21 protein-coding genes are annotated in these 24,945 nt (G+C 68.6%); 11 read left to right on the top strand and 10 right to left on the bottom strand.

Annotation, left to right across the window (positions count from 1 at the left end; translation table 11 throughout):
- Nucleotides 1-240: 240 nt before the first annotated feature.
- Nucleotides 241-1,059, bottom strand: a complete 819-nt coding sequence (locus B0293_RS14035) for an SDR family oxidoreductase (protein WP_005165725.1) — start codon at nucleotides 1,057-1,059, stop codon at nucleotides 241-243.
- A gap of 148 nt (nucleotides 1,060-1,207) precedes the next feature.
- Here B0293_RS14035 and B0293_RS14030 point away from each other — a divergent pair, with 148 nt between their 5' ends.
- Complete coding sequence (locus B0293_RS14030; RefSeq protein WP_005165726.1) at nucleotides 1,208-2,353, top strand: CaiB/BaiF CoA transferase family protein; 1,146 nt, start codon at nucleotides 1,208-1,210, stop codon at nucleotides 2,351-2,353.
- Between the two features lie 58 nt (nucleotides 2,354-2,411).
- Nucleotides 2,412-3,581 (top strand): FAD-dependent monooxygenase, encoded by a 1,170-nt coding sequence (locus tag B0293_RS14025; RefSeq protein ID WP_005165727.1) that lies wholly within the window; start codon nucleotides 2,412-2,414, stop codon nucleotides 3,579-3,581.
- Nucleotides 3,582-3,593: 12 nt separating this feature from the next.
- Here B0293_RS14025 and B0293_RS14020 read toward each other — a convergent pair whose 3' ends face one another.
- Nucleotides 3,594-4,067, bottom strand: a complete 474-nt coding sequence (locus tag B0293_RS14020; protein WP_039919465.1) for a MarR family winged helix-turn-helix transcriptional regulator — start codon at nucleotides 4,065-4,067, stop codon at nucleotides 3,594-3,596.
- Between the two features lie 76 nt (nucleotides 4,068-4,143).
- Here B0293_RS14020 and B0293_RS14015 point away from each other — a divergent pair, with 76 nt between their 5' ends.
- The 5 genes from B0293_RS14015 to B0293_RS13995 all read left to right on the top strand — a co-directional run bounded on the left by B0293_RS14015 (nucleotide 4,144) and on the right by B0293_RS13995 (nucleotide 6,751).
- Nucleotides 4,144-4,773 (top strand): ABC transporter permease, encoded by a 630-nt coding sequence (locus B0293_RS14015; protein WP_039919466.1) that lies wholly within the window; start codon nucleotides 4,144-4,146, stop codon nucleotides 4,771-4,773.
- A 146-nt stretch (nucleotides 4,774-4,919) separates the two neighbouring features.
- Complete coding sequence (locus B0293_RS14010; RefSeq protein WP_005165730.1) at nucleotides 4,920-5,501, top strand: RNA polymerase sigma factor; 582 nt, start codon at nucleotides 4,920-4,922, stop codon at nucleotides 5,499-5,501.
- Nucleotides 5,492-6,058 carry a hypothetical protein gene (locus B0293_RS14005; RefSeq protein ID WP_005165731.1) on the top strand — a complete coding sequence of 189 codons (567 nt, stop codon included), beginning with the start codon at nucleotides 5,492-5,494 and terminating at the stop codon, nucleotides 6,056-6,058. Before B0293_RS14010 ends, B0293_RS14005 begins: the two co-directional genes overlap by 10 nt.
- Entirely contained in the window at nucleotides 6,048-6,449 is a 402-nt protein-coding gene (locus tag B0293_RS14000) for an Asp23/Gls24 family envelope stress response protein (RefSeq protein WP_005165733.1), read from the top strand. The genes B0293_RS14005 and B0293_RS14000 overlap by 11 nt, the downstream gene beginning before the upstream one ends.
- Entirely contained in the window at nucleotides 6,446-6,751 is a 306-nt protein-coding gene (locus tag B0293_RS13995; protein WP_005165734.1) for a hypothetical protein, read from the top strand. Before B0293_RS14000 ends, B0293_RS13995 begins: the two co-directional genes overlap by 4 nt.
- A gap of 61 nt (nucleotides 6,752-6,812) precedes the next feature.
- Here B0293_RS13995 and B0293_RS13990 read toward each other — a convergent pair whose 3' ends face one another.
- Nucleotides 6,813-7,490, bottom strand: a complete 678-nt coding sequence (locus tag B0293_RS13990) for a fasciclin domain-containing protein (protein ID WP_005165736.1) — start codon at nucleotides 7,488-7,490, stop codon at nucleotides 6,813-6,815.
- A gap of 88 nt (nucleotides 7,491-7,578) precedes the next feature.
- Complete coding sequence (locus B0293_RS13985; protein WP_005165737.1) at nucleotides 7,579-9,141, bottom strand: molybdopterin-dependent oxidoreductase; 1,563 nt, start codon at nucleotides 9,139-9,141, stop codon at nucleotides 7,579-7,581.
- A 290-nt stretch (nucleotides 9,142-9,431) separates the two neighbouring features.
- Between B0293_RS13985 and argG the strand changes: the two genes are divergently transcribed.
- Nucleotides 9,432-10,880 carry an argininosuccinate synthase gene (gene argG / locus B0293_RS13975; protein WP_005165739.1) on the top strand — a complete coding sequence of 483 codons (1,449 nt, stop codon included), beginning with the start codon at nucleotides 9,432-9,434 and terminating at the stop codon, nucleotides 10,878-10,880.
- A gap of 81 nt (nucleotides 10,881-10,961) precedes the next feature.
- On the opposite strand, the gene B0293_RS13970 is transcribed toward argG, so the two are convergent.
- The 3 genes from B0293_RS13970 to B0293_RS13960 form a co-directional block, all read right to left on the bottom strand.
- Nucleotides 10,962-12,254 (bottom strand): SON protein, encoded by a 1,293-nt coding sequence (locus B0293_RS13970; RefSeq protein WP_245192090.1) that lies wholly within the window; start codon nucleotides 12,252-12,254, stop codon nucleotides 10,962-10,964.
- A gap of 73 nt (nucleotides 12,255-12,327) precedes the next feature.
- The gene (locus B0293_RS13965) at nucleotides 12,328-12,987 is read right to left on the bottom strand and encodes a response regulator (protein ID WP_005165743.1); all 660 of its coding nucleotides are present in this window, start codon (nucleotides 12,985-12,987) and stop codon (nucleotides 12,328-12,330) included.
- Between the two features lie 14 nt (nucleotides 12,988-13,001).
- On the bottom strand, nucleotides 13,002-13,541 hold the full coding sequence (locus B0293_RS13960) for a hypothetical protein (protein ID WP_005165746.1): 540 nt from the start codon (nucleotides 13,539-13,541) through the stop codon (nucleotides 13,002-13,004).
- 119 nt (nucleotides 13,542-13,660) lie between these two features.
- Between B0293_RS13960 and B0293_RS13955 the strand changes: the two genes are divergently transcribed.
- Nucleotides 13,661-14,812: a sensor histidine kinase gene (locus B0293_RS13955; protein WP_039919469.1), complete on the top strand. Its 1,152-nt coding sequence runs from the start codon at nucleotides 13,661-13,663 to the stop codon at nucleotides 14,810-14,812.
- 40 nt (nucleotides 14,813-14,852) lie between these two features.
- On the opposite strand, the gene B0293_RS13950 is transcribed toward B0293_RS13955, so the two are convergent.
- A complete protein-coding gene (locus B0293_RS13950; protein WP_039919470.1) occupies nucleotides 14,853-16,046 on the bottom strand; it encodes a PQQ-dependent sugar dehydrogenase in 1,194 nt (397 codons plus the stop codon).
- 332 nt (nucleotides 16,047-16,378) lie between these two features.
- Between B0293_RS13950 and B0293_RS13945 the strand changes: the two genes are divergently transcribed.
- On the top strand, nucleotides 16,379-16,735 hold the full coding sequence (locus B0293_RS13945) for a helix-turn-helix domain-containing protein (protein ID WP_005165754.1): 357 nt from the start codon (nucleotides 16,379-16,381) through the stop codon (nucleotides 16,733-16,735).
- A gap of 597 nt (nucleotides 16,736-17,332) precedes the next feature.
- Here B0293_RS13945 and B0293_RS13940 read toward each other — a convergent pair.
- Nucleotides 17,333-20,305 carry a tetratricopeptide repeat protein gene (locus B0293_RS13940; protein WP_005165756.1) on the bottom strand — a complete coding sequence of 991 codons (2,973 nt, stop codon included), beginning with the start codon at nucleotides 20,303-20,305 and terminating at the stop codon, nucleotides 17,333-17,335.
- Between the two features lie 277 nt (nucleotides 20,306-20,582).
- Here B0293_RS13940 and B0293_RS13935 point away from each other — a divergent pair, with 277 nt between their 5' ends.
- Nucleotides 20,583-21,791 carry a hypothetical protein gene (locus B0293_RS13935; protein WP_005165759.1) on the top strand — a complete coding sequence of 403 codons (1,209 nt, stop codon included), beginning with the start codon at nucleotides 20,583-20,585 and terminating at the stop codon, nucleotides 21,789-21,791.
- 251 nt (nucleotides 21,792-22,042) lie between these two features.
- Here the strand turns inward: B0293_RS13935 and B0293_RS13930 are convergent, their stop codons facing one another.
- Entirely contained in the window at nucleotides 22,043-24,142 is a 2,100-nt protein-coding gene (locus B0293_RS13930; RefSeq protein ID WP_052014592.1) for a tetratricopeptide repeat protein, read from the bottom strand.
- Nucleotides 24,143-24,945: the final 803 nt, after the last annotated feature.

The raw sequence follows: 24,945 nt of genomic DNA, 5'->3' as shown, positions 1-24,945 counted from the left end.
GCCGGTGAGCCGCCGATGAGGACTCGATGAGAACTTTCTCATCCGCCTCGCGTAGGTCGTGAGTGGCGATTCTGCTCAGGGGTCTCAGATGCCTGCTGGATTCGGGCCGTGGTCTGTCGCAGGCCAGGTCCGTGAAGGACTCCTTGAGGGACTCTGGGTCCCTCAAGGAGTCCTTCACGGAATCGGCGATCGCCACGTTCGCCCCACGCGCAACAGCAGTCACAGCGTCACCAGGTCTGGTCACTTGAAGGCGGCAGCGTGCCGGGCCGCCCACTCGGCGAAGGTCCGCCCGGGCCGTCCGAGCACCTGCTCGACGTCGGGACTGACCCGCTGCTCGTCCTCCGTCGGCTTGCCGAGGATGGCGAGCGTCGCCTCCACGACCACCGGCGGCATGAACTCCGACATCGCCGTCCGCGCCTCGTCTTCGCTCAGTTCGGCGAACCGCACCGGCTCGCCCAGCGCGTCGCCGAGGTCCGCCGCCTGCCGCCGGGGCGAGATCGGCTCGGGCCCGGTCAGCACGTAGGTCCGGCCGTGGTGGCCGGATCCCCGCAGTACGGCGGCCGCGACGTCAGCGATGTCGGCCGGGTCGATGACGGGTAGCGCGACGTCGCCGAACGGCGCGGCGACGACACGATCCGCCCGGATCGCGGGTGCCCACTGGAAGGCGTTCGACGCGAAGCCGCCCGGCCGCAGCACCGTCCACTCTCGACTCGACGCCTTGACCGCCTCCTCGAAGGCCGGCGCGTGCCGCCCGCTTCCGACGCCCTGGGAGGACAACAACACGATCGCGGCTTCACCGGCCGCCGCGACGACTTCCGCGACATCACCGCCTGCCGCCATGAACTCTCCCGAAGTCAGAAAGAAAACCCGGTCCGCGCCGGCGAAGACCTCCTTCAGCCCCTCGGTCTCGGCGAGGTCGGCCTGGACGGTCCGCACACCGTCCGGCACGTCCGCCGGTGAGATCCGGCGCGACACCGCCGTCACGTCTTCCCCTTCGGCCGTAAGGGTTTCCACCAGCCGACGGCCCACATTCCCGGTCGCTCCGGTCACCACGATCATGGTCGCTCCTCGATGCGTTCTTCGTTGACGCGACCGAAGCTACCTTCGCGGAGATAGTAGGTACCTAGAGGAAAGTATTGGGAAAACCGGCCTTTCGTGAGCGTGATCACAACTTCGAAGCCGCCGACGGCCGCTTAGGGTCGGGCCCATGTCCGAAACCGCACTCGGCCCGCTGCGCGTCCTCGACTTCTCGCGGGTGCTCGCCGGCCCGTTCGCCACCATGCTGCTGGCCGACCTCGGCGCGACGGTGATCAAGGTCGAGCGGCCGGGCACCGGTGACGACACCCGCAGCTGGGGTCCGCCCTACGACACGGCGGGCCAGGCGACGTACTTCCAGTCGGTGAACCGGAACAAGACGAGCGTGGCACTGGACCTCGCCGATCCCGCCGACCTGGACCAGGCCCGCGCGCTCGCGCTGGAAGCCGACGTCGTGGTCGAGAACTTCCGGCCCGGTGTGATGGACCGCCTCGGTCTCGGTCCGGAAGCCTTGCGGGCGGCGAATCCCGGTCTCGTCTATTGCTCCGTCACGGGCTTCGGCTCCGGCGGCGGCGCCGCGCTGCCCGGCTACGACCTGCTCATCCAGGCCGTCGGCGGGCTGATGAGCATCACCGGCGACCCGGCGGGCGAGCCGCAGAAGGTCGGCGTCGCGCTCGTCGACGTGCTGGCCGGGCTGTTCGCGAGCGTCGGCGTCCTCGCCGCGCTGCGCCACCGCGACCGGACCGGTGAGGGACAGCGTGTCGAGATCGATCTGCTGTCCAGCCTGCTCGCCGCGCTGGTCAACCAGGGCAGCGCGTACACCTCGGGCGGGACCGTCCCGGCGCGGATGGGCAACCGGCACCCCAGCATCGCCCCGTACGAACTCGTCCCCTGCGCCGACCACGAACTCGCGCTCGCCGTCGGCAACGACCGGCAGTTCGCGGCGTTGTGCGAGGTCATCGGCCTGCCGGAGCTCGCGGGCGATCCCCGGTTCGCGACCAATCCGGCGCGGGTCGAGCACCGTGCCGAACTCCGCACGCTGCTCGAAGACCACTTCGGTCGTCGTCCGGCCGCCGAGTGGGCGGCGGACCTGAGCGCGGCCGGGGTGCCCGCCGGGGAGGTCAACGACGTCGCGGGAGCGTTCGCCCTGGCGGAACGGCTCGGCCTGAACCCGACGGTCGAGCTGCCCCGGCCCGACGGCACCTCCGTGCGGCTGACCCGCAACCCGATCGGACTGTCGGCGACGCCGCCGCGCTACGAGACCGCGCCGCCGGACGACCCGGGTCAGCTCACCCTCCCGTTGCCGGGCTGGAGCTGACGGGCGACCGTCAGCGGACTGTCAGCGCTTCGTCAACGCCGGCCGCGAAGCTCCTGCCATGACGAACAGGACAGTCCTCATCTCCGGCGCCAGCATCGCCGGCCCCGCCCTCGCCTTCTGGCTTTCCCGCCAGGGCTACGCGGTCACCGTCGTCGAACGGTCGCCGGAGCTCCGCACCGGCGGCCAGGCGGTCGATTTCAAGGGCGCCACCCACCGCACCGTGCTGGAGCGGATGGGCATCCTCGACGAGATCCGCGAGCACAAGACCGGTGGGCTCGACCAGACCTTCATCGACGCCGAGGGGCGGCCCCTCGCAGTCATGCCCGGCGAGTTCACCGGCGGCGACGTCGAGATCCGGCGCGGCGACCTGGCCCGGATCATGTACGAGCGGACCGCTCAAGACTGCGAGTACGTCTTCGGCGACTCCATCACTTCGCTGACCGAGACCGCCGACGGCGTCGACGTCACCTTCCGACGCGGCGCCCCGAGGCGGTTCGACCTGGTCTTCGGCGCGGACGGCATCCACTCCGCCGTGCGACGGCTGGCGTTCGGACCGGAAGCCGATTACGTGGAGCACCTCGGCCACTACTACGCCCTGGTGGAGACCGGCGAAAGCCTCGACTTCGGGGACACCGCGGTGCTGTACAACGAACCCGGCCGTCTGGCCGCCGCCGGTGGGCCGAAGGCGCCCGTGTTCTTCGTGTTCGCCTCCCCCGAACTCGGCTACGACCGGTACGACCTGGAGCAGCAGAAGGAGATCCTGACCGCCGCGTTCGCCGACGGCGGCTGGCGGGTGCCCGAACTGCTGGAAGCGGTGAAGCGTTCGGACGACGTCTATCTGGACTCGATCAGCCGCGTCACGATGGACAGCTACTCCTCCGGACGCGTCGCGCTTCTCGGCGACGCGGCGTACGGCAACACTTTGGGTGGCTTCGGCACCGGGCTGGCCGTCGTGGCCGCGTACGTCATCGCGGGCGAACTCGCCGCGGCGAACGGCGACCACGAGGCGGCTTTCCGGCGCTACGACGAGAAGTTCCGCCGCTATGCCAGGATCGCCCGCAGCGCCAACGCGGGTCCCTTCCTCGCGCCGCCCACGAAACTGCGGATCAAGCTGCGCAACCAGATGTTCAAGCGGCCGCTCATGCTGCGCGGGATGCTGTGGGTGACCGACAAGTTCGCCACCGACATCACCCTCGACGACTATCCCGCGCTCGTCGCGCAAGGCTGAAGCAGAGCCGGATCACAGGGGCGGCGCGGCGCCCGATCCGCGCTCGTCGCCCGCGTCGTGCTCGGCGACCTGGAGCAGCAGCCCCGCCGCCACCCGAACGATCTCCTGTTCGGCCGGGGTCAGCGCCTCGTCCATGGCCCGCGCCAGCCACCGGTTGCCGTCGCGCACATGTCCGCGCAAGGCCGCTCGGCCGGCTTCGGTGATCACGATCCGCTGAGCCCGCCGGTCGTGCTCGTCGGGACGCCGTGCGACGCGGCCTTCGGCTTCGAGGGCGTTGAGCACCCTGGTCAGGGACTGTGGCTGTAGTCCTTCGATCGCGGCGAGCGCGCTGACGGTCAGGGGGCCGCTGTGCCGCAGGTTCGCTAGCACGGACGCGGCCAGCCTGCTCAGGCTCCGGTCTTCGCCGGGTTGTTCGGCGCGGAGGCGGGACGACAGCCGCGAAACGGCCCAGCGCACCGACTCCGCAGCCTGCGTTGCTTCACTCACGATACGACGCTAACACTTTCTAACTTCGCTACCCAACATCGTCTTTGCCGGAAATAAGCAAGCGTAAGCTTCATATATGACTCCGAGCCCATGGCGCGTGTTCTGGGGACTGCTGGAGCACGATCTGCTCATCACGCGGAAGCAGCTCGGCGGGGTCCTGGCCCAGGTCCTCATGCAGCCCCTGCTGATGCTGCTGGTGTTCGGGAAGGTCCTCGGCGCGCTCGGCTACACCCCGCCCGGCTACGCGCGGCTGCTCCTGCCCGGGCTCGTCGCGCTGAACGCGTTCTTCGCCGCCGTCCAGAACGCGTCCTTCCCGCTGGCCATGGAGTTCGCCACCCGCACCATCGAGAACCGGTTGCGGGCACCCGTGCCGCTCGCCTGGATCGTCGTCGAGCGGATCTTCGCGGCGGCGTCGCGCGGTCTCGTCACCGCCGCCCGGATCGGGATCACCTTCTCGCTGGTGATGCCCCCGTTGCTGTTCACCGGTTCCGCGCAGTTCCCCTTCCCCGAACTCGGCACCGTCCCCTGGTTCCGGGCGCTGTGCGCGCTGAACCCGATGACCTATGTCAGCGAAGGCCTGCGCGGGTCCCTGACCCCGCAGATCGCTCATCTGCCCGCTTGGCTCTCCGTCGCCGGCCTGGCCGCCGCGCTGCTCGTTTTCACCCCCGCGAGTCTCTGGGCGTTCCGCCGCCGGGCGATCACCTGACTTCGAGGTGCGTGATCGGCGTCGCCGTGGTCGGCTGGATCCGGTTTGCCGCGTGACGTTTCCGGGGAAGCCGTGTCTTACGTGTGTCACGGGTGTGGGTGACGGGAAGGGAGCTTCGGCATGGCGGCACTGCACAGGTGCGCTCGATGACGACGTCGGCGAGAGAGAAGGCACCGGCCGCCGGCGAAACGGTGCTGGACGACGCCACGCTGGTGGCGCGGGCCCGTGACGGCGAGATCCGCGCGTACGAGCAGCTCGTCCTGCGGTTCCAAGGGCCAATGTACCGGCTGGCGCTGCGGATGCTGGGGAACAAAGGGGACGCCGAGGACGTCGTCCAGGAGGTGTTCCTCGGTGCTTGGCGACGGCTCGACCAGCTGCAGGAGGACGCGGCGTTCGTCGGCTGGCTCTACCGGACGACGACCAACCGGTGCCTGAACGTGATCCGCGCAAGGAAACCGGTGGCCGACGTCGAACTGGACCAGCGGGAATCCGCCGGTTCGGCCGGTCGGCCGGATCGCGAGGCCGAGACTAACGCGCAGATGACGGCGCTCACCGGCGCGCTGGAGGAGCTGACCGCCGAGCAACGGGCCTGCTGGCTGTTGCGCGAGGTCCACGGTCGTTCCTACGACGAGATCGCGCAGGCGATCGGGGCGACCACCACCGCGGTGCGCGGACGCATCGCGCGAGCACGAGCACAGTTGGCGGAGGTGATGGCGCCATGGCGGTGAACCACGCGACCCAGGACTACCTGCTGCCGTGCGGCCGTGATGTGGAACAGGTCTGGAACCGGCTCGACGAGATCGACGCCGGCCGGGCGGACGCGCACGAACTCGACTGCCCGCATTGCCAGGCGACCCGAGAGAGCCTTCGGGTGCTGCGCGGGCTGACCCGGGAACTGGCCGAAGACGACGCCGAGCCGTCGCCGGATCTCACGAGCCGGATCATGTCCGCCGTCCGCGCCGAGGTCCGGCGCCGGGACCTGGTGCCCCTGACCAGCCCCGAACCGGGCGAGGTGTGGGTGAGCGATCAAGCGGTCGCGGCGGTGCTGCGGTTCGCCGCGGACTCGGTGAACGGCGTCCGCGCGCGGCGGTGCCGTGTCCTCCGTACGGCGGACATGACCGACGCGCACACCGTGGACGTGGAACTGAGCGTCGCGATCGCGCATGATTTCGACAGCGGCTCGCTGGACGTGGTCCGCGAGCGGGTCACGGCGGCGGCGGGCGCCAGGGTCGGGCTCCGGCTGGCCCGGCTCGACCTGGTGGTGGAGGACATCTATGACGCGTGAGCAGGCCCCGGCCAGACATCTGGTCGAGACGGTGATCTCCCCGCCGGTGATCGCGGCGGTCGCCGCGCATGCCGCGGCGCAGGTCCCCGGCGTGGTACGCCTGGAACCCGGGCTGCGCGGGCTGGCGGGCTCACTGACCCGGATAGCGCGGCAGCGGATCAAGGGCCTCGAACCGGCGCCGACCGAAGGGGTCCGCGCGTTCGTCGAGCACGATCCGCCCGATGTCCGGGTGGAGATCGATCTCTCGGTCTCCGGGCTGGACCAGGCCGCCGCGACGGCGCAGGCGGTGCAGCGCGCCGTCGGCAAGGCGGTCACCGAGGCGACCGGGCTCACCCCGTCGGCCGTCTCGGTGTCCATTTTGGACATCGAAATCCGTGGAGGACTGTTGTGACCGCACGTTCCGAACTGACCGCGTCGCTGCTGAGCACGCTCCGCGACGTACCGGGGCTGCGCGCGGCGACACCGTCCACCACGGCCGCCGCCTCGGCGGTGCCGTGGGATCTCGACGTGATGGCCGTCGACATCTCCGAGAACGTCGTGGAAATCCGCGTCGTCGCGCTGGAGGTGCCGATCCCACCGCTGACGGAGGTCGCCGGTGCCGCCTTGCGCGCGGTGCTGACCGGAACCCCGTGGGAGAGGGCGAGCCTGCGGATCGTGGTGACCGATGTGGACGCCGCCGCGCTGACACCCTGACGCACAGGAAGATCGCGGTGGTCACTCTGGAGTGTGACCACCGCGATCTTCGTGTGGGGACCTAGTTCTTGTTGGTGCCCGGGGTCAGCACCTTGTCGATGACGAAGACGGTGGCGTTCTTGGTGGGGATGTTGCCGCACAGCACCTTCGCGCCGTTGACGGTCAGGCTGTCGCCCGAACCCTCGATCTTGAGCGGGCCGCCGGCGGTGTTCAGGCTCTCCAGGGACTTGGCGGATTCCAGGCCCTTGGCGTCGTAACGCTTGCCGACGACGTGGTACTGGAGGATCGGGGCCAGCTCGTCCGGCTTGCCGGCCAGCTCGTTGAACTTGGCGTCACCCAGCGCCTGGAAGGCCGGGTCCGCCGGGGCGAACACGGTGATGGCCTGCTGGCTGTTGAGCGTGTCCACCAGGTTCGTGGCCTTGACCGCGGCGACCAGCTTGGTCAGCAGCGGGTTGGTCGACGCGGCGCTGGCGACCGGCTGCGGGCCCATCGAGTCCAGCGAGCCGGGCGCACTGCCCTGCGGCAGCTGCGAACAGGCCGGGCCGAACACGTCGGCGTTGGTGGTGACGCCGTCACCGGAGGCGGCGCTGGACATCGGGGCCGACATCGAGGAGGACGGGGCGGGTGCCGAGGCGCTGTTGGAGCTGCCGGACGAAGCGCTGTCGTTGCTACTGCAGGCGGTCAGGGCCAGCGCGGCGACCGCGGTGAAACCGATTCCTGCGACGCGAAGCTTGCTCACGGAAAATCACTCCATTTGTTTTTCGGACTCTTACCGGGTATTCGGATCTACCGCGAAATCGGATTGCCACTCTTTCGAGTGACGCCGATCACCGCGCGGTGAAACTGATGACATGCCAGCCCGTCGCGCCGTCCGGAACGGTTCCGGCGCGGGCGTCGGTCTGGGTGTAACCGGATTTGTCGACGGCCCGGACGGTGACCTGGTGACTACCTGCCGGGACGTCGAACTCGATCCACCACATCCGCCAGGTGTTGAGCCCCACCTCGCGGGAAAGCGTTGCGGGCCGCCAATTCCCGCCTGCGCCGAGCCGGACTTCGACTCGCTCGACACCGGTGTGCTGTGCCCACGCGACACCCGAGATCCGGACCTTGCCCGCGGGGACCGTTTCGAATCCTTTCGGACTGTCGATCCTGGACTGCGTCTTTATCGGGGCCTGTTCGCCCCAGCCGCGGTCGAGCCAGTAGGCGCGGCGTGCTTTCCAGGTGGTGATCTCCAGATCTTTGACCCATTTCGTCGCCGAAACATAGCCGTAGAGTCCGGGGATCACCATTCGAGCGGGAAAACCGTGTTCCACCGGCAGTGGTTCCCCGTTCATCCCGATCGCCAGCATCGCGCCCCGCTCCGGATCGAGCGCGGCGACGACCGGGCTGCCCGCGGTCCAGCCGTCGACGCTGGTGGAGAAGATCTGCTCGGCACCGGGGAGGACTTCGGCCTCCCGCAACAGATCTCCGAGGTCTACGCCGATGAAGTTCGCCGTGGACACGTAGGTGCCGCCGACCTCGTTGGACACACAGGTCATGGTGATCGTGCGTTCGATCAGCGGACGGTTGCGGATGTCGTCGTAACTGAACCGTTTTTCGTTGCGCACCATGCCGTGCAGCCGCAGGCTCCAGTCCTCGGCCCGGACCTGCGGCACCGACAACGCGGTGTCGACGCGGTAGAAGTCGCGGTTCGAGGTGAGGAAGGTCGGCGTGCCCAGCTTGGCGAAATCCGCGTCGGCCGGGATCGGCGGTGCCGGCGTGGCGGGGACCAGCCGCCCGATGGCCGTCCGTGAAGACTCCGCGTCCCGCGTCCCGGAGAGAAGCTGACCGCCCGCGCCCGCCGCCCCCGCGGCCACGACGGCGCCCGCGCCCGCCAGCAGCACCGACCGGCGCGACGGGGCCGCCCCGGACGGCTCCTCCACGGCTTGCGACCTGGCCGTGGCCAGGCGATGCAGCCAGAAGAAGACGCCGACCCCGGCGACCAGGCTGGCCAGCGGCGCCAGCAACGCGACCGCGGTGAGGTCCGGGCGCCGCGAGACGGCGAACCCGCCCACCAGCCCGAACGCGGCGATCAGCACGATCCCCGGAACGGGTGAACGACGAGAGGCGATCCCCGCGACCGCGGCGGCCAGCACCATCACCACGGCCATACCGCCGAGCAGCACGAGCTTGTCGTAGACGCCGAACGTCCGGACCGCGAAGTCCTTCAGTTCCACCGGGGTCAGATCGATCGCGCCGTTGCCGACCGCGAGGTACGGCGAGGCGTTGACACTGATGAACCCGGCCACCAGGTGACCGGCCGCCAGGGCCACGGCGAGGGCGACGACACCGATCAGCGCCGCCCCGAAGAGCGGGAGACGTGGCCCCTGAGCGGCTCGCGAAGTCTTCATGCCAGGTATTCGCGACTGTCCGGCGAACGGACTGGTTTCCTTTTCCCCCAAGGGAAATCGCCGATTCCGACAGAAGCCCTCGCTAGATATTCGTACCTGAAGACCCCACGGACAGGTCACGAATGGGACACGACGTCCGGAAGTCCGTGAAGGCCTCCTTGAGGGACTCTGGGTCCCTCAAGGAGGCCTTCACGGACCAACGGCCGACTACCTGGCCCCACCACTCGACCGAGTTGCCCCGCTCACCCCCGGCTTGCATGGTCATACACCGGTATGCATATACTTCCATCATGTCCAAGGTACTCACCTCTCTGCCTGTCGGCGAACGCGTCGGGATCGCCTTCTCCGGCGGCCTCGACACCTCGGTAGCGGTCGCGTGGATGCGCGAGAAGGGTGCAGTGCCGTGCACCTACACCGCTGACATCGGCCAGTACGACGAACCCGACATCGAGTCGGTCCCGGGCCGGGCGAAGGCCTACGGCGCCGAGATCGCGCGGGCCGTCGACTGCAAGGCCGCACTGGTCGAGGAAGGGCTCGCGGCGCTGGCCTGCGGCGCCTTCCACATCCGCAACGGCGGCCGCACCTACTTCAACACGACCCCGCTCGGCCGCGCGGTCACCGGCACGCTGCTGGTGCGCGCGATGCTCGAGGACGACGTCCAGATCTGGGGCGACGGCTCCACCTTCAAGGGCAACGACATCGAGCGGTTCTACCGCTACGGCCTGCTCGCGAACCCGTCCCTGCGGATCTACAAGCCGTGGCTGGACGCCGAGTTCGTCAGCGAGCTCGGCGGCCGCAAGGAGATGTCCGAGTGGCTGCAGGCCCACGGCCTGCCGTACCGGGACAGCACCGAGAAGGCCTACTCCACGGACGCGAACATCTGGGGCGCGACCCACGAAGCCAAGTCGCTCGAACACCTCGACACCGGCATCGAGATCGTCAACCCGATCATGGGCGTCCGGTTCTGGGACCCCGAGGTCGAGATCGCGCCGGAAGACGTCACGATCGGCTTCGAGCAGGGCCGCCCGGTGACGATCAACGGCAAGGAGTTCGCCACCGCGGTCGACCTGGTCCTGGAGGCCAACGCCATCGGCGGGCGGCACGGGCTCGGCATGTCCGACCAGATCGAGAACCGGATCATCGAGGCCAAGAGCCGCGGTATCTACGAGGCGCCGGGCATGGCGCTGCTGCACGCGGCGTACGAGCGGCTCGTCAACGCGATCCACAACGAGGACACCCTCGCCAGCTACCACAACGAGGGCCGTCGCCTCGGCAGGCTCATGTACGAAGGCCGCTGGCTGGACCCGCAGGCGATGATGCTGCGCGAGTCGCTGCAGCGGTGGGTCGGCGCGGCCGTCACCGGCGAGGTCACGCTGCGGCTGCGGCGCGGCGAGGACTACTCGATCATCGACACCAGCGGCCCGTTCTTCAGCTACCACCCGGACAAGCTGTCGATGGAGCGCACCGAGGACTCGGCGTTCGGCCCGGTGGACCGGATCGGCCAGCTCACCATGCGCAACCTCGACATCGCCGACTCGCGCGCCAAGCTCGAGCAGTACGCCGGGCTCGGCATGGTCGGCGGCGGGCACCCGACGCTGATCGGCGCCGCGCAGGCCGCGTCGACCGGGCTGATCGGGGCGATGGACGCGGGCGGCGCGCAGGTGATCGCCTCACGCGGCAAGGCCTCGGGTGACGACGAGCTGCTCGACCACGCCGCGATCGAATACGGCACGGACTGACCCGAACCGACGGGACGCGAAAGCGCCGGGCGCGCGGCATCGAAGCCGTTCGCCCGGCGCTGTTCTTCTTTCCGGCAGGCGTCACTTGCCGCCGAGCTTCGACCGCCGCTCCGCGAGCTCGTCGACGAGCCGGGTGATTTCGACCTGCCCGATCGCTTCGGCCAGCACGGAAACCGACGCGATGCTCTCGATCCGGTACTGGACCGGCACGCCGCCCGAGGCCCTCGACCGCGCTTCCGCGTCGGCCTTCTTCTCGGCTTCGACGGACGAGAAGACGCCACCGGCGCCGCTGTTGACGCAGCTGATCGAACCCGCGCCGTTCAGCGGCAGGGTCGCCGTGTTCCGGCAACTGCCCGCCGCACGGCCGCCGATGGTCACGTTCGCGGTCATCGTGGCGTTGACCTGACCGGTGACCTTTCCGCCGCTGTTCGCCGACGCGGAATTGGACACGTTCGCGGTCACCGTGCAGCCGGCGGCGCCGCACGCGACCGTGGCCGCGCCGTCCATGTCGAACCGCACCCCGGTGTCGACGGCGCCGGACAGCTTCTTGGTGTTCGATATCAGATCTTCGTAGACGGCGACGGTCTCTTCCGGCGACAAAGCGTCCACATCGGACTCACCGAGGCCCGCGCCCGAAGGCATCGGCGGCCGCGAGCCCGCGTCCGGGATGGTCGGCACCCTCGGGACGGACGGCATCCCGCCGGGCATCTTCAAGGAGAAGCGGAGAATCCGGTGCGGCGCCTCCTTCGAGACGTACAGGTCACCGGCGGGCGTGCTCGCCTTGAGCGCCGGGACGTCCCGGACGGTCTCGTCCTGGTCCTCGGGGATGTCCCCCGCCCGCTCCAGCGCCTCGCGCAGGCGGGTGGCGAGTCTCTCCGGGGACTCGAACTGCCGCAGGGCCGGTCCGAACAGCGCGTCCTCGCCGGTGATCCAGCGATCCTTGAGGTCCTCCCCAGCCTCCGACGCCGCCCCTCGCGCCCCGGGCAGCAGACCGTCGGGCGCCTTGAAGTAGACCTTGCCGCCGACGGCCATGATCTCCATCTTCTTGCCCTGGAAGGACATCGTGCCGGAGGTCTCGCCGGACGCGGTGGTCTTGACGTCCGTTTTGATCATCCCGCCGACCGCGGAGGTGCTGTTCCGCACGGCCGGCGCGGAAGAAAGCCCGGCCAGCGCCTGTTCGAAGGGTTCGCGGCCCGCTTTCGACGGCCACAGCAGCCAGGTCGTCAGTCCGGCGACGAGCACCAGCACGAGTCCGGCGATACCGGCGAAGAGCGGCCACCGGCGTTTCCGGGCGAGTGGAGCCGGTACCGGTTGCTGAACCCAGCCCTGCGGCGGCGGCCATTGCGCGCCTCCGGGTGGGAATGCCTGTTCCACGTCGCCCTCCATCGCCGAATCCAGCGGACGGCTTCACGCTAGGGAGCGATGATGAAAACTTGATGAAACGCGATCAGGGGAAGCGGTAGGGCGCGGGAGCCGGGGTGCTCAGCGCGTACCGGACGGCTTCGGCGCGGGAATGGAAGCCCGCCTTCGCGAACAGGTTGTTGATGTGGGTCTTGACGGTGGCTTCGCTGATCACCAGCCGCTCGGCGATCTCCGGGTTCCGCAGGCCTTCGCCGATCAGGCCGAGGATCTCCTTCTCCCGCGAGGTGAACCCGAACCGGTCCCCCTCCTCCACCGCGCGCGACCGGCGCGACGCGAGCGTGAGGAGCCTCCGCTGGACCTCCGGGGCGAGGACGACCTGGCCGTCGGCTGCGGTGCGCACGGCCTGCTCGATCTTCGCCCGGTCGGCTTCCTTCGTCAGGTAGCCGCTCGCGCCGGCTTCGAGCGCGGCGAGGATCGACTCGTCGTCGTCGAGGCTGGTCAGGACCACCACCTGGACGCCGGGTGCCGCTGTCTTGATCCGGCCGGTCGCTTCGACGCCGTTGAGCACCGGCATGTGGAGGTCCATCAGGACGACGTCCGGCGTGTGCTTCGAGACCGCGGCGACGGCCTCCTCGCCGTTGGTGGCCGTCGCGACGACGGTGATGCCGTCGGCGATGTCGAGCATCACCGCGAGGGCCTCCCGTATGGACGCCTGATCGTCGACGACGACGAGCGACACGGTCACCTGGGTACCTCCGGTCAGCGGCGGGTCATCCTGGCCTGCAAATCGTCGAGGAACGGCGAGGTGGTGTGCGCCTTGCCGTCCTCGCCCTTCTTCCAGACGATACGGCTGTCGGTGCGCACCGCCCTGGCGAGCACCACGACTCCTTCGACGAGCATCCCGACGCCGATGGTCAGCATGACACTGTTCCCGCCGGAGGCGACCCCGGTGATCAGGCCGAGCAGCAGGTTCGCGCCGACCTTGGCGCCCACGTTCAGGACCCACAGCGCGATCGTGAGCCAGGTATAGCGCATGTGCGCGACGCCGTCCTGCTGGTAGATCCGGATGCTGACGCCCCGCAGGACTCCGAACAGGACGCTCACCGCGAGCGTGCCCACCAGGAACACGATCGCGGTCGCGGACTGCACGCTTTCGTCCACATTGGACAGGCCGATCACGGCGAGGATCGCGGGCAGCAACAGCATCCGCTTGGCTTCGGCGACGTCTCCGGCCATGCGGCGGATCAGGACGTATCCGACCGCGGCGACGATCAGGACGATCTCGACAGGAGTGCTCATCGTTTCCCCCTCGGGCAAGTTTTCGAAGACACTCCGACGCTATGGCGGTGAACGCGCGCCGTCGTGCGGCGGCGGCCGTATCTTCGGGTGGAGAACCCTCTCCACCCTCAGGAGCCCCGATGACCGGAAACGCGACGGTGCTCCGCCGCGAATGGGTCGCCGACAGGCTGATCCGGCCCGCCCTGATCACGGCGGCGATCGTCGTGACCGGGGTCGGGATCTCCACCAAGCAGGTGCACGTCCGGCCGCTGACCACCGTGCTCTTCGTCCTCGTCGCGCTCTTCGCCCTGGCGTCGTTCCTGCCGTGGGACCGGATCCCGCAGCGGGCGCGGCTCCTGCTCGCGAGCGGATACGCCGTGTCCGCGGCGGTGCTCCTGCCGCTGGCCCCGAACACCTTCGCGCCGATGTTCGCCTATCTCGCCGCCGCGGTCGCCGGGATCAAACTCGCCTCGCGCACCCAGGCGGTCGCGGTGGCCGTCCTCGACGCCGTCTGCTGCGCGGTGGCGGTCGCGGTGGTCGGCGCGGTGACGCCGAACACGGACGTGTGGCCGTGGTGGCTCGCGCTTTCGGTGGGCCTGCCGGTGCTGCTCGGCATCGCGCGCCGCGACCGGCGGGACGCGCTCTCCAACGCCGAACGCGCCGCGGCCGAAGCCCGGCGCGCGGCCGCGTCCGAATCGAGGGAGGCCGCGCTGCTGGAGCGGACACGGATCGCGCGGGAACTGCACGACGTCCTCGGGCATTCGCTGACCGGCATCGCCCTTCAACTCGACATGGCCGACGCCCTCGGCTCGAAAGGACGGGACGCGGAGGCGAGCGATGCCGTGCGCCGTGCCCGGTCGCTGGCGGTGGACGGCATCGGGCGGATGCGGCAAGCGGTGCACGAACTGCGCGAAGACGCCTTGCCGCTGGAGAAGACCCTGGCCGCGTTGTGCGCGAGCGAGACGGTGCCCTTCGAGGTGGAAGGTGTCGCTGGTGCGCTCGGCGGCGGTGTCGCGCACACCCTCGTCCGCGCGGCGCAGGAGGCGCTGACGAACGCGGCCAAATACGCCCCTGGCGCGGCACGCGCGGTGAAACTCGGGTTCGCGCCGGAAACGGTCACGCTCGTCGTCACGAACGGTCCCGCCGGACAGCGGCCGAAACCGGACGGCGGCGGCGGGATGGGGCTGGTCGGGATGCGGGAGCGGGCCACCGCACTGGGCGGGTCGGCGCAGGCGGGCCCCGCCCCGGACGGCGGCTGGACGGTCGAGGTCCGGCTGCCCAGGACGGGATGAGACCCCGGCCGCGCCGGGCGGACGCGGCCGGGGAGTTTCGTCAGCCCTTGCGCGCGAACGAGATCCGGTGCAGCCCGCCGGGCGTTTCCTCGGCCAGGTAGAGCTCACCGTTCTGGTCGGTGCCGAGCGTGGTGGCGTCGAGCGGGAACTCGCCGATCCGGGCGCTTTCGTAGGTGCCGTCGGCCTTCTTGCGGACGGCCCAGGCCGTTCCCTGACAGAAGTCGGTGGCGAGATAGGTCCCGGCCGCCAGCGACGCGTACTTCCTGCCGCGGTAGACGTGCCCGCCGATCACCGCGCAGCCCTCCGCGCCGGAGATGTAGTGGAACACCGGCTCCGTGTAGGTCACACCGTCCTTGCAGCGGGTCTGGTCGAACACGACCGGCCCTTCCTTGCAGGACCAGCCGAAGTTCGCGCCGCCCTTGCCCCTGGCGAGATGGTCGACCTCCTCGAACCGGCCCTGGCCGACGTCGCCGATCCACAGCGAACCGTCGGCCGGGTCGAAGGAGAAGCGCCACGGGTTGCGCAGCCCGTACGCCCAGATCTCCGCCCGCGCGCCCGCGACGCCGACGAACGGGTTGGTCGCCGGGACGCAGTACTTCAGCGGACGGCACGCGCGGTTGACGTCGACGCGCAAGATCTTGCCCAGCAGCGTGTCCAGCCGCTGCCCGCTGGCCAGCGGGTCGCCCCCGCCGCCGCCGTCGCCGATCCCCCAGTACAGGTAGCCGTCCGGGCCGAACGCCAGCTGGCCGCCGTTGTGGTTGGGATACTCGGAATGCGGTTGGGTGATCAGCTCGGTGAGCTCACCGGTGTCCGGCCGGACCCGCGACAGCGTCACCGCGCTGTCGGACTTGCGGGTGTAGGCGACGTAGACCCGCTTGTCCCTGGCGATCGCGAGCCCGAGCAGCCCGCGTTCGACGTCCGCGCCGTTCACCTTGTCGCTGATGTCCAGGAACGGCTTGGCGGCGAGCCCGGTCTGCGGATGGTAGGACCGGACGACGCCTCTCTTCTCGACGACGAGGATCCGGCCGCTCCCGTCGTTGAGCGCCGTGATCGCGGTGGGATTGACCAGCCCGGACGCGACCTGCGTCGCCGTGGCGGTCAGCTCGCCGAGCGGAACAGCCCGTCCGGCCTGGGATTCTTGGGGTTCCGCGCTGCTCGCTGTCGGGAGCAGCGCTCCAGCCAGGGCGAGCGCGGCCACCAGGGACAACCCCCGGCGGAGATGCCGTCGCGTCATGGGGACTCCAATCACCGTCGAATGGTCTGGTCCAATTCAGCTGGTCCAATTCAACAGCGGGCGGAGCAGTGGCGGTACCTCCATCCGCGAGCTTTTCGTCGGTTTCTTTCCGCCGAAAGTCGCCACCTTCGAGCTATCGAGATGCATCGAAGCAAACGCGGAATGGAGACCATGCACACCGAGGAAGGCGGCCACATTCGGGTGGAGCACTCGCTTAGCGGTGTGAGTCCGAGCCTCCGTGCCCTTGACTGGAGGATCGGGCTGAACTCGGCCCCACCAGGGGCCTCATGTCGGAAGACGATCGATCACCTGCGCGGGGCGGCGATGATCCGATGACCGAAGACGATGACGGCGCCGGCGAACATACCGGCCCTGCCGAAGACGGGGATGACCCCGGCTCGCCGAGAGAGGAACTCGTCCGCCTCTACGACGAGGGCGAGACGATCGAGAACCTGGCCGAGCGCTTCGGGCTGAGCTACCGGAAGGCGCGGGCCACCTTGCTGGCCGCGGGCGTCAAGCTGCGTCCGCCGAAGATCCAGCTTCCGCCTACACCACCCGGACTTGTCAACGCCTACTTCGCCGGCCGGAGCATCCGGCAACTGGCGGACATCCATGGCATGAGCTACAACCAGACCCGCCGGATCCTGCTCGCCGAGGGCGTCGTGCTTCGCCCCCGAGGGCGGCAATAGCCACGTCTTGCCCGGCAATCCGGGGCCGGTTTCCCGGGCGGGCGTCGCCGCACCCAGGAAACCGGGACCCACTCGCAGCACGCGATGTTTATCGCCGCATCACGTACACGATCCAAATACTTGGACTCACGCCGGCTAGCTCCTTCCTCGCGACTCGCTACATGCCGGGCTCAGCCGGACGAGGTAGAATCTTTAAGCTCGCGAAGAGTTTCTCCGCAGGTTTATCAGGTACCGATCGGGGGTCCCCTTGTGGGGCGACGGGAGCTAGGTTACCTATACCCCCGCAAGCCCGAAAAGCGGCCCATCACACCACCGTGGCGACACGGCACACGATGGTCTGACATGCGGTTTCACTCTGCGCGAGCGCAAGTTCCCAATGCCGGATACTCGCAATGCCGGCAGCGCATGACCGGATCACCAACGCCGAGATGGGCCCCACTTCTTGGCCTACTGACAAGTAGTCAAAGAAGGAGCCCGAGAGCGAAGAATGTTCGCAATTAAATCAGGTACGGCAGTCCCAAAAACACCTTTGAGTAGAAGATTCAAGTAAGACGTCACTCTTTTCGGTGATTACTCACCGGTACGAATTCGGGCCGCTCAGGCACGGCCTCCACCGAGGATCCGGAGATGCGGCGAGGGCATCGCCACGGTGTCCCCCTCACCTTCACGGGCCATCGGGACAAGCGGCCCGTGCGCATCGAGTTCGGCCAGCAAGGCCTCGATCGTGTCGGCTCTGGCGAATCGCGCCCTGCCTCGGTACAGCTCTGCGGCGTTCCGCCACTGCCTCCGCGCCTCGTCGGGGTTGCCGTGATCGCAGAGGATCCTCGCCAGGACCGACAAGGCCCGCGCCTGACCGGTCGCGTGCTGCGATCTGTTCGCCAGATCGACCGCGTGATTGGCGTGCCGCAACGCCGCCCCGTCGTCGCCTTCCGCGTGCCGCAGCTGCGCGAGGGCCGTATTGAGCTTCATCAAACTCGGGAGGTCATCACTCGCCTCGGCCAAAGCCTTCCCGGCATGACATTCCACCGACGCCTCGCCAAGCCTGCCGAGCCGGACCAGCAATTCCCCGAGGGTGGCGTGCACCCGCAGCATCTCGGTGCGGTCGCCGGCCTCACGCCAGCGCCACAAGGCCTCCCGATACAGATCGAGCGCCTCCTCTTCATGTCCGCCCATCTCGACCAGAGCGTCAGCGAACCGACGCTCCGCGATCGCGCACAACATCGGCTCGCCGAGTTCGCGAACGGACGGCAGCACCTTCCGGTACCTCTCGACCGCTTCGGCCGCGCGCCCGGCATGAAGATGCACACGGGCCAGATTCAGCCTGACCGTCGCGCTCCCGACCGCGATCCCGTGGGCGTCGACCAGTTCGAGCGCACGCAGCAGGCACTGTTCGGCCGCGTCGTCGGCGCCGATGAGCATGTGGACGACCGCGAGATCGTTCAAACACGACGACAGCGAGCCCACGTCGCCTTGCGCCGTCGCTACCCTGACGGCGATGGTCAGCCCTTCGACCGCGTCAGGGAATCTTCCCTGCAACATGAAGAATTCCGTTGTCATCGCGGGGAGAAAACATGAGATACCGTTCAAGATCCCCTCTGACGCCGCGATCACCGCCATGATCGAAGTTCGTTCCCGCAATACCCATTGCCGTGCCTCGGCGACAGTGCGGAACCCGGGCGTCGGTGTCGCCGCCGCCGTCGGCGGCATGCTCAGAAGTTCCTTGTGCGGGAACGTCAACTGGTAGGCGTCGATGACCATGCGCAGATAGAACTCGAACATCCTCCGCCGCGCGAGGTCCACATCGGACAGTTGTGCGGCCAGGGACGCGGCGTACAGATGCAGAAGATCGTGTACGCGAAAGCGATCCAGGTCGGCAGGGTGTTCGACCAGGTGCGCGGCCGCCAAGATGTCGAGGGAGCGTCGCACCTCCGACACCGGGCGCCCGTCTGCGGCGGCGATGACCTCACTGGTCATCTCGGTGCTCGGATGCAGGCCGATCAGCGCGAACACGCGCCGTTCGGCGAGATCGAGGTCCTGATACGACAGCGCGAATGCAGACCTCAAGCTCGTGCCCGGCCAATCTCCTTCGTCGCCGAGGCTCAGCAGCAAGTCGGCATCACGCAATTGGCTCGCCAAGGTCCGCACCCGCGTGCCCGCCCGGGAGGCGGCGCGTTCCGCCACCAAGGTCAGCGCCAACGGGTTGCCTCGACACTGCCGCACCAACTCTTCGACCCCCGCCGCGTCGTCTCGCGCGCGGTGCCCGATCCGCCGGGTCAGCAGGGCCGCGGAATGGCTGTCACCGAGAGGATCGACCTTGATCACCGGCGGGGTCAGTTTCGCCGACAGGGACTTCAGCCGCCACCGCGAAACGATCACCACCGTGCAGGACGACAACACCCCCAGCAGCGGCGCGACCTGATCGGAGCTGCGCACGTTGTCGAGGATCACGAGCATCGACCGCCGGGCGAGCAGCGCGCTCAGTTTCGCGGCGCGCGCGATCGGGTTGACCACTTGATCGACCGGGAAGTCGAGCAAGGACAGCAACGTGTCGACTATTTCGCCCGCGTCGGCCTTCGCGGCCTGGCTGTCACCGCGAAGATCCAGCATGACCGCGCCGTGCCGATATCGCCGTTCGGCACGATGGGCCCACTTGGCCGCCAACGTCGTCTTCCCGAGCCCGGGGCCCCCGTTCACCACCACGACGGCCCGACGCGGTGCGCCCGCGGAATCGGTCGTGTACGCGTCGAGCAACGCGATCAGATCGCCCCTTCCCGCGACGTCGTCGACGTCCGGCGGCAAATGCCGTACCACGTGCTCGGTTTGCGCAGCGGAATCGGGGGTGATCGGTTTACGCCGCGAAATCACCCGATCCGGCCGGATGAGTACCTCGTTGTTGACAGCCCGCAGTTCTTCCGCTGCCCTCGTCTCCCCCGCTTCCCGGTAACGGGCATACATCGCCCGGAAGAAGTCCGCGGCTTCGGCGGGTTGATCAGCCTCGGCCAGTGCGCGAATTCTCAATTTCGCGAAGCTCAGCTCCATCGGGTGACCCTGTTCGAGTTCCGCCAGTTTCCGCACCGCGGCTTCCGCTTGTCCGAGCGCCAATTGTTCCGCCACGACGAACGCGTTGGCCGGAATCCACTCGCTACGGTCCCATCGGGTGCGCCATCCGTCGGCGCGCTCGGTCCGGAGATCGGCCAGGGCATCGTCCCGGCACAACCGGACAGCCGTCAGCGCTTCGCTCAGCGCGCGGTCATGCTGGTCCAGTTCACGGAATCGGCGGGCCTTGTCCATCATGGCCTGGAAGCCGAAGTGATCGATCAGCGTCGGCTCGATCTCCAGCAGGCAACCACCTTTGCCCACACTCACTTCAGCGGGCACGGATCTCTTGTTGAACACCTGCCGCAACTTGCCCGCGTTCTGGTGAAGCGTGGAATGGGCGTCTTGTGGCGCCCCCTCGTGTTCTTCCCACACCCAGTCCACGACGACGTCGAGCGGCAGACGCCGGTTGGGCGCGGTCAGCAACGCGGTCAGCACCTGCTTCGGCCGGCGGGCGGCCCAGTTCACATCCACATTCCCGTGCATTAGCATGGCCGTCTGCCCGAGAATTCCCAAAGCGATTTCCACGAGTGCGCCCCTTCCCCATGGCGAACCCGGGTTCGCCACCCCTGTCCCGCCGGATGATTTTTCCACTTGGCGGCGGGTAAGACCAGGTCATCGCCATAATTGTCAAACTATCGCGATCACCGTTGATCATCTGTCAATGAACCGACCACCGGCCGAAGCCGTTTTCTCCACGCCCACTCCCATGCTGACCGCGGATACCGGAGTTCGAGCGAGGGGAAATGTCATGACCGAGTCATCGTGGGTCCGCAGTCCGGCGGGAAGTCGCGATCTGCACTGGGCGACACGCAAGGGCGTCAAATCCGTACTGGTGATGATCCCGCACATGGTCGCGGGAAACCGGCTCCTCGATCTGCTCCCTCTCTTCGAGGCCGACCACCGTGTCCAGCTGATCTTCACGGTGCCGGAGTGGGAGTCCTGGCCCGCCACTCACGACTTCGTGGCGGCCCAGGGCGGAATCGTCCTGCCCTGGGCCCAGGCACTGCGCGGCGAATACGACCTCGTCCTCGCCGCCAGTCAGCGTGGCATCGACGACGTCGCCGGCCCGGTGCTGCTGATCCCGCACGGTGGCGGCTTCGGCCAGTACCGGCCGTGGCGGCCCCCGGGCGCCGGACACGACTGGAAACCCCAGATCGGACTCGAGGCCGGCCAGCTGATGCGGGAAGGACGGGTTCGCGCCGACTCGATCGTGCTCGTCCACGACCGCGAGATGGACGTCCTCGCCGAGACCTGCCCCCGGGCGGTTCCCGCCGCGGTCGTCGCGGGCGACATCGCGCTGGATCGGCTCACCGCCAGCCTTCCCTTCCGCGATCACTACCGGCGCGGCCTCGGCGTCTCCGACGACCGGCGTCTCGTGGTGGTCACGTCGACCTGGTCCGACCGCTCGGCCTTCGGACGTCACCACGACCTGTTCGAACGAGTTCTCGACGAGCTCCCGGCCGAACGGTTCCAGGTGCTCGGCGTCCTGCACCCCCAGATCTGGTCGCATCACAGCCTTTGGCAGGTTCGAGCGTGGCTGGCCGACTGTCTGCGGGCCGGGCTCACCCTCCTACGGCCGGAAGGAAGCTGGCGGGCGGCCTTGATCGCCGCCGACCACGTCATCGGCGACTACGGCTCCGTGACCGCCTACGCGTCCGGCATCGGCAAATCGGTGCTCCTCGCCGTGGACGGCACCCAAGCGTTGCTGCCCGGGACGCCCAGCGCGGTCATCGCCGAACACGCGCCGCGATGGACACCCGGCAGTCCTCTTCTCCCCCAGCTGCGTGAGGCGGAGTCCACTGGCGTGGCCGAGCAGGTGCGCGCATCGCTTTCGTCCCGGCCGGGGCGCGCCGGAGCGCTCTTGCGCACCGAGATGTACCGGCTCCTCGGCCTGCCCGAGCCCACCCGGGCGATCCCGGTGTCCCCGGTGCCGATGGCGGAGGTGCTGCCGTGCTGACCTCGTTCCTCCTGGCGGAGGCGGGTGACGGGACCCGTTCCACTCTCGTCGACGTGCTCGTCCATACCGGACCGCATCCGGTCGCGAACGCCCGATCCGTGATCGCGAGGGACTTCGACCGGCTGCCCGGCCTCACGATCGTCGCCGTCGAGTATTCCCCCGGGCTCTGTCTCGTCGGCGACCGTGCCGGGGACGTGGCCGTCATCCCGTGCGAGTCCACGGAACTGGCGGGCGCGGGCGCCTATCTGTGGTCACTCACCCGCCGTCGGCTCCGGTCGCTGCGGACGATCACTTCGTGCGTCCAAAGCAGCCAGCCGGGTGCGGGCTTGGTCCAGCCGCAGCCCGCCGATCGGACGGCACAGGTCCAGTGCCTCGGTCAGATGGCCGCGAGCGGCGGCGAGATCACCCTCGAGCTCAGCGACCTCGGCGAACGCCACCAGCACATCGGACTGATAGACGGCCGAACCTGACTGGTCGAGAACCGCGGCGGCGCGTTCGAGCTCACGCTTCGCCGCGGTGATCTCGCCCGCTCGCGCCTCGATCCGCGCCAGCGGCATGGCGACCAAAGCCTCGGCCTTCACGTCGCCGGCCTCTTTGAACATCTCTTGCGCGAGACGCAGATGCCGGGCGGCGTCGGTGGTCCGGCCCGCCTGGAGCAAGGCCTCGCCGATCCGGCGGTGCCGCTGGGCGACACCACGGTCGATCCCGAGCTCCCCTTCGATCACGAGGCTTTCGCCGAAGTACTCGACCGCCCGCTCGAAGTCACCGCGACCTTGCGCCGCCATGCCCAACTGGTCCAAGGCCACGGACTCGTTGTGGCGGCTTCCGGCTCCTCTCGCCAGCTCCGCCGCCTTCAAGCATTCGGTTTCGGCGTCTTCGAACCGTCCCAGATCCAGATAGGCGCGAGCCAGCTGGCATCGCAACCGCGCTTCGGCGACCGCATCGGCGCACCGGTGTGCCGCGGCGATGCCGACCTCGTGCGTCCGAAGCCAAAGTTGATAGTGCTTGCGATAGAGGAAGAGCTCCCAGAGAGCCTCGCACAGTTGCCAGGCCAGTTCGTCCTGTCCCAGCGCGAACGTCTCGTCGAGCAGTCGGATGACGTCCGGCAGGCGTTCGTCCAGCCAGCGAAGGGCATCGACGCCCGTGTCGAACAACGGCGGTGAGTCTCCGTAGCGGGCGCGCACAGTGCTGATCCGCCATCGCATCGGGATCACGACCATGTTCGCCCGGGTCATCCGGTGCAGGTACCACTCCGCGATCCTCGGGACCACTTCGAAGCGGTCGTCGTCGGGCAGCGCCCGCGCGTGCAACCGCACCAGATCGTGGAAGCGGTAGCCGCTCACGCCGATCTCCTCGAGGAGACTGGCGTCCGCGAGCACTTGGAGCCCGTCCGCGGCCTCGTCGTCGGAAACCCGGGCGGCCGCGGCGGCGGCACCCACTTCGACCGCCGGCCCCGGGTGTTCGCTGACCAGCCGGTAGAGCCGGGCGGCGTGCGGCGGCAGGGCGGCATACGACGAGTCGAAAGTGGCAGTCAACGACGCCTCGCCCACCGGCGACAGCCTCGTCAACCGCAGTCGTTCGTCGCGAAGCTCGGCCACCATCCTCGCCACCGGCCATTTCGGTCGCGACGCCAGCCTCGCGCCCGCCACGCGGAGCGCGATCGGCAGCCGGCCGCACAGGGACGCCAGCTTCGTGACGTCGGACAGTTCGTCGGCCACTCGCGACTTCCCCACCGATCGGGTCAGCAGTTCGACGGCGTGCTCCTGCGGCAGGGGCGCCATGTCGACGAACCGCGCGCCCTCCGCGTGCAGACCGTCCAGTCTCAACCTGCTGGTGACCACGACGACGCATCCCGACGAAGCGGGGATCAGCGGCCGCACCTGGGCGGCCGAGATCGCGTTGTCCACCACCAGAAGCAGCCGCATTCCCGCGGTGGTGGTCCGGAACAGCGCCGCTTGCTCGGCCAGTTCGATCGGCACCCGTTCCGGAGGGACGCCGAGTGCGCGTAAGAACGCTCCGAGCGCCTCTTCGGGCGGGACGGCTGTCTCCGGGGAGAACCCACGGAGATCCGTGTACAGCTGACCTGACGGGAACCGCCCGGCGTTCCGGACCGCCCAGGTGACGGCGAGCGCGGTCTTGCCCACTCCGCCCGGTCCGACCACGACGGTCACCGCAGGCAGCTGGTCGACCGCGTCGCCCTCCTGACCGGCGGCGGCTGAGTCGAGCGCTTCGAGCTCCGCGGTCCTGCTGGTGAAGTGCGCCGGCACCGGAGGCAGCTGCCGGGGAACCGGGGTGCCGGAGGATGACGTCACGGCCGGTGCCCACGGCACCGTGCCGATGTCATCTCCCATGACGACACCCAGACCGGTGACCAGCCGACCTCGAATTGCCCGACCACGATTCTTCGTCACTGAATACAGAACCCCATGACGAATACGATCGCAGGTTACGCGCCGCGAAACGCATGCTCGTGATTCCCCCTCACGGACACATTTTTTTGTTCGCGCAAATACCCGGACACGAAGCCCCGTCGCGTCATTACGTCAAGCCACACCCGAGAACTCCCGCGCAATCCTCGAACCTCCCTGTCTACCTCGCCGAGCTCGATCCCCCCAGCAAGACTGGAACTTCCACCCGAAAGAACCAAGACCGAAGTCGGTGACACCCCCGAATGAAGGAGGCGGGGACACCGTCGCCACATACTGTGACATTCGACACTCGTCGCCATTCGCGTTTCCGCGCACACGAATACCCAAAACCGCCAGGCGCAAGGAGACGGAAATAAACCGGCAAATTGAAGTACTACCCGAGTCGACGGGAAAATCACGCCAGGACATGCCGAGATCCCCTTTTCGGGCAGTCTTTCCATCGGAGCAAGTCGCCTGCCATGCAGACCAACCCCGCCCTCGCGAGACGAGGACCGCCACGGACTCCCGCCACGCAAGGTCATCTACTCGCCCAAGATCATTCCCCTGGCGTTCACCCTTCTTTCAGGGCAATTCGGACATGAGCCATACCCCGGAGTAGCCACGTGTATGACTTCTGTATGCTCCGCTCTCGCTCGATGGGATTACTGATCCCCCATGTGGGCGAGCCGTTGCGGTCGGGGCCTGTGGTCGCACGCGGCACTGGCATTCGTGGTCCGTATTCGGAT

It is taken from the genome of Amycolatopsis azurea DSM 43854, from assembly GCF_001995215.1.
GTDB classification, from domain to species: Bacteria; Actinomycetota; Actinomycetes; order Mycobacteriales; family Pseudonocardiaceae; genus Amycolatopsis; species Amycolatopsis azurea.
Note: the sequence above shows the minus strand (reverse complement) of the source record. Positions and strands in the feature narration are given on the sequence as shown.

What these genes read in the sequence shown, in the direction of transcription:
- B0293_RS13985 (WP_005165737.1), bottom strand. Translation starts at nt 9,141, where the DNA reads ATGAAGACTTCGCGAGCCGCTCAGGGGCCACGTCTCCCGCTCTTCGGG.
- B0293_RS13945 (WP_005165754.1), top strand. Translation starts at nt 16,379, where the DNA reads ATGACCGAAGACGATGACGGCGCCGGCGAACATACCGGCCCTGCCGAA.
- B0293_RS14010 (WP_005165730.1), top strand. Translation starts at nt 4,920, where the DNA reads ATGACGACGTCGGCGAGAGAGAAGGCACCGGCCGCCGGCGAAACGGTG.
- B0293_RS14030 (WP_005165726.1), top strand. Translation starts at nt 1,208, where the DNA reads ATGTCCGAAACCGCACTCGGCCCGCTGCGCGTCCTCGACTTCTCGCGG.
- B0293_RS14005 (WP_005165731.1), top strand. Translation starts at nt 5,492, where the DNA reads ATGGCGGTGAACCACGCGACCCAGGACTACCTGCTGCCGTGCGGCCGT.
- B0293_RS14035 (WP_005165725.1), bottom strand. Translation starts at nt 1,059, where the DNA reads ATGATCGTGGTGACCGGAGCGACCGGGAATGTGGGCCGTCGGCTGGTG.
- B0293_RS13955 (WP_039919469.1), top strand. Translation starts at nt 13,661, where the DNA reads ATGACCGGAAACGCGACGGTGCTCCGCCGCGAATGGGTCGCCGACAGG.
- B0293_RS13930 (WP_052014592.1), bottom strand. Translation starts at nt 24,142, where the DNA reads ATGGGAGATGACATCGGCACGGTGCCGTGGGCACCGGCCGTGACGTCA.
- B0293_RS13960 (WP_005165746.1), bottom strand. Translation starts at nt 13,541, where the DNA reads ATGAGCACTCCTGTCGAGATCGTCCTGATCGTCGCCGCGGTCGGATAC.
- B0293_RS13950 (WP_039919470.1), bottom strand. Translation starts at nt 16,046, where the DNA reads ATGACGCGACGGCATCTCCGCCGGGGGTTGTCCCTGGTGGCCGCGCTC.
- B0293_RS14025 (WP_005165727.1), top strand. Translation starts at nt 2,412, where the DNA reads ATGACGAACAGGACAGTCCTCATCTCCGGCGCCAGCATCGCCGGCCCC.
- B0293_RS14000 (WP_005165733.1), top strand. Translation starts at nt 6,048, where the DNA reads ATGACGCGTGAGCAGGCCCCGGCCAGACATCTGGTCGAGACGGTGATC.
- B0293_RS13935 (WP_005165759.1), top strand. Translation starts at nt 20,583, where the DNA reads ATGACCGAGTCATCGTGGGTCCGCAGTCCGGCGGGAAGTCGCGATCTG.
- argG (WP_005165739.1), top strand. Translation starts at nt 9,432, where the DNA reads ATGTCCAAGGTACTCACCTCTCTGCCTGTCGGCGAACGCGTCGGGATC.
- B0293_RS14015 (WP_039919466.1), top strand. Translation starts at nt 4,144, where the DNA reads ATGACTCCGAGCCCATGGCGCGTGTTCTGGGGACTGCTGGAGCACGAT.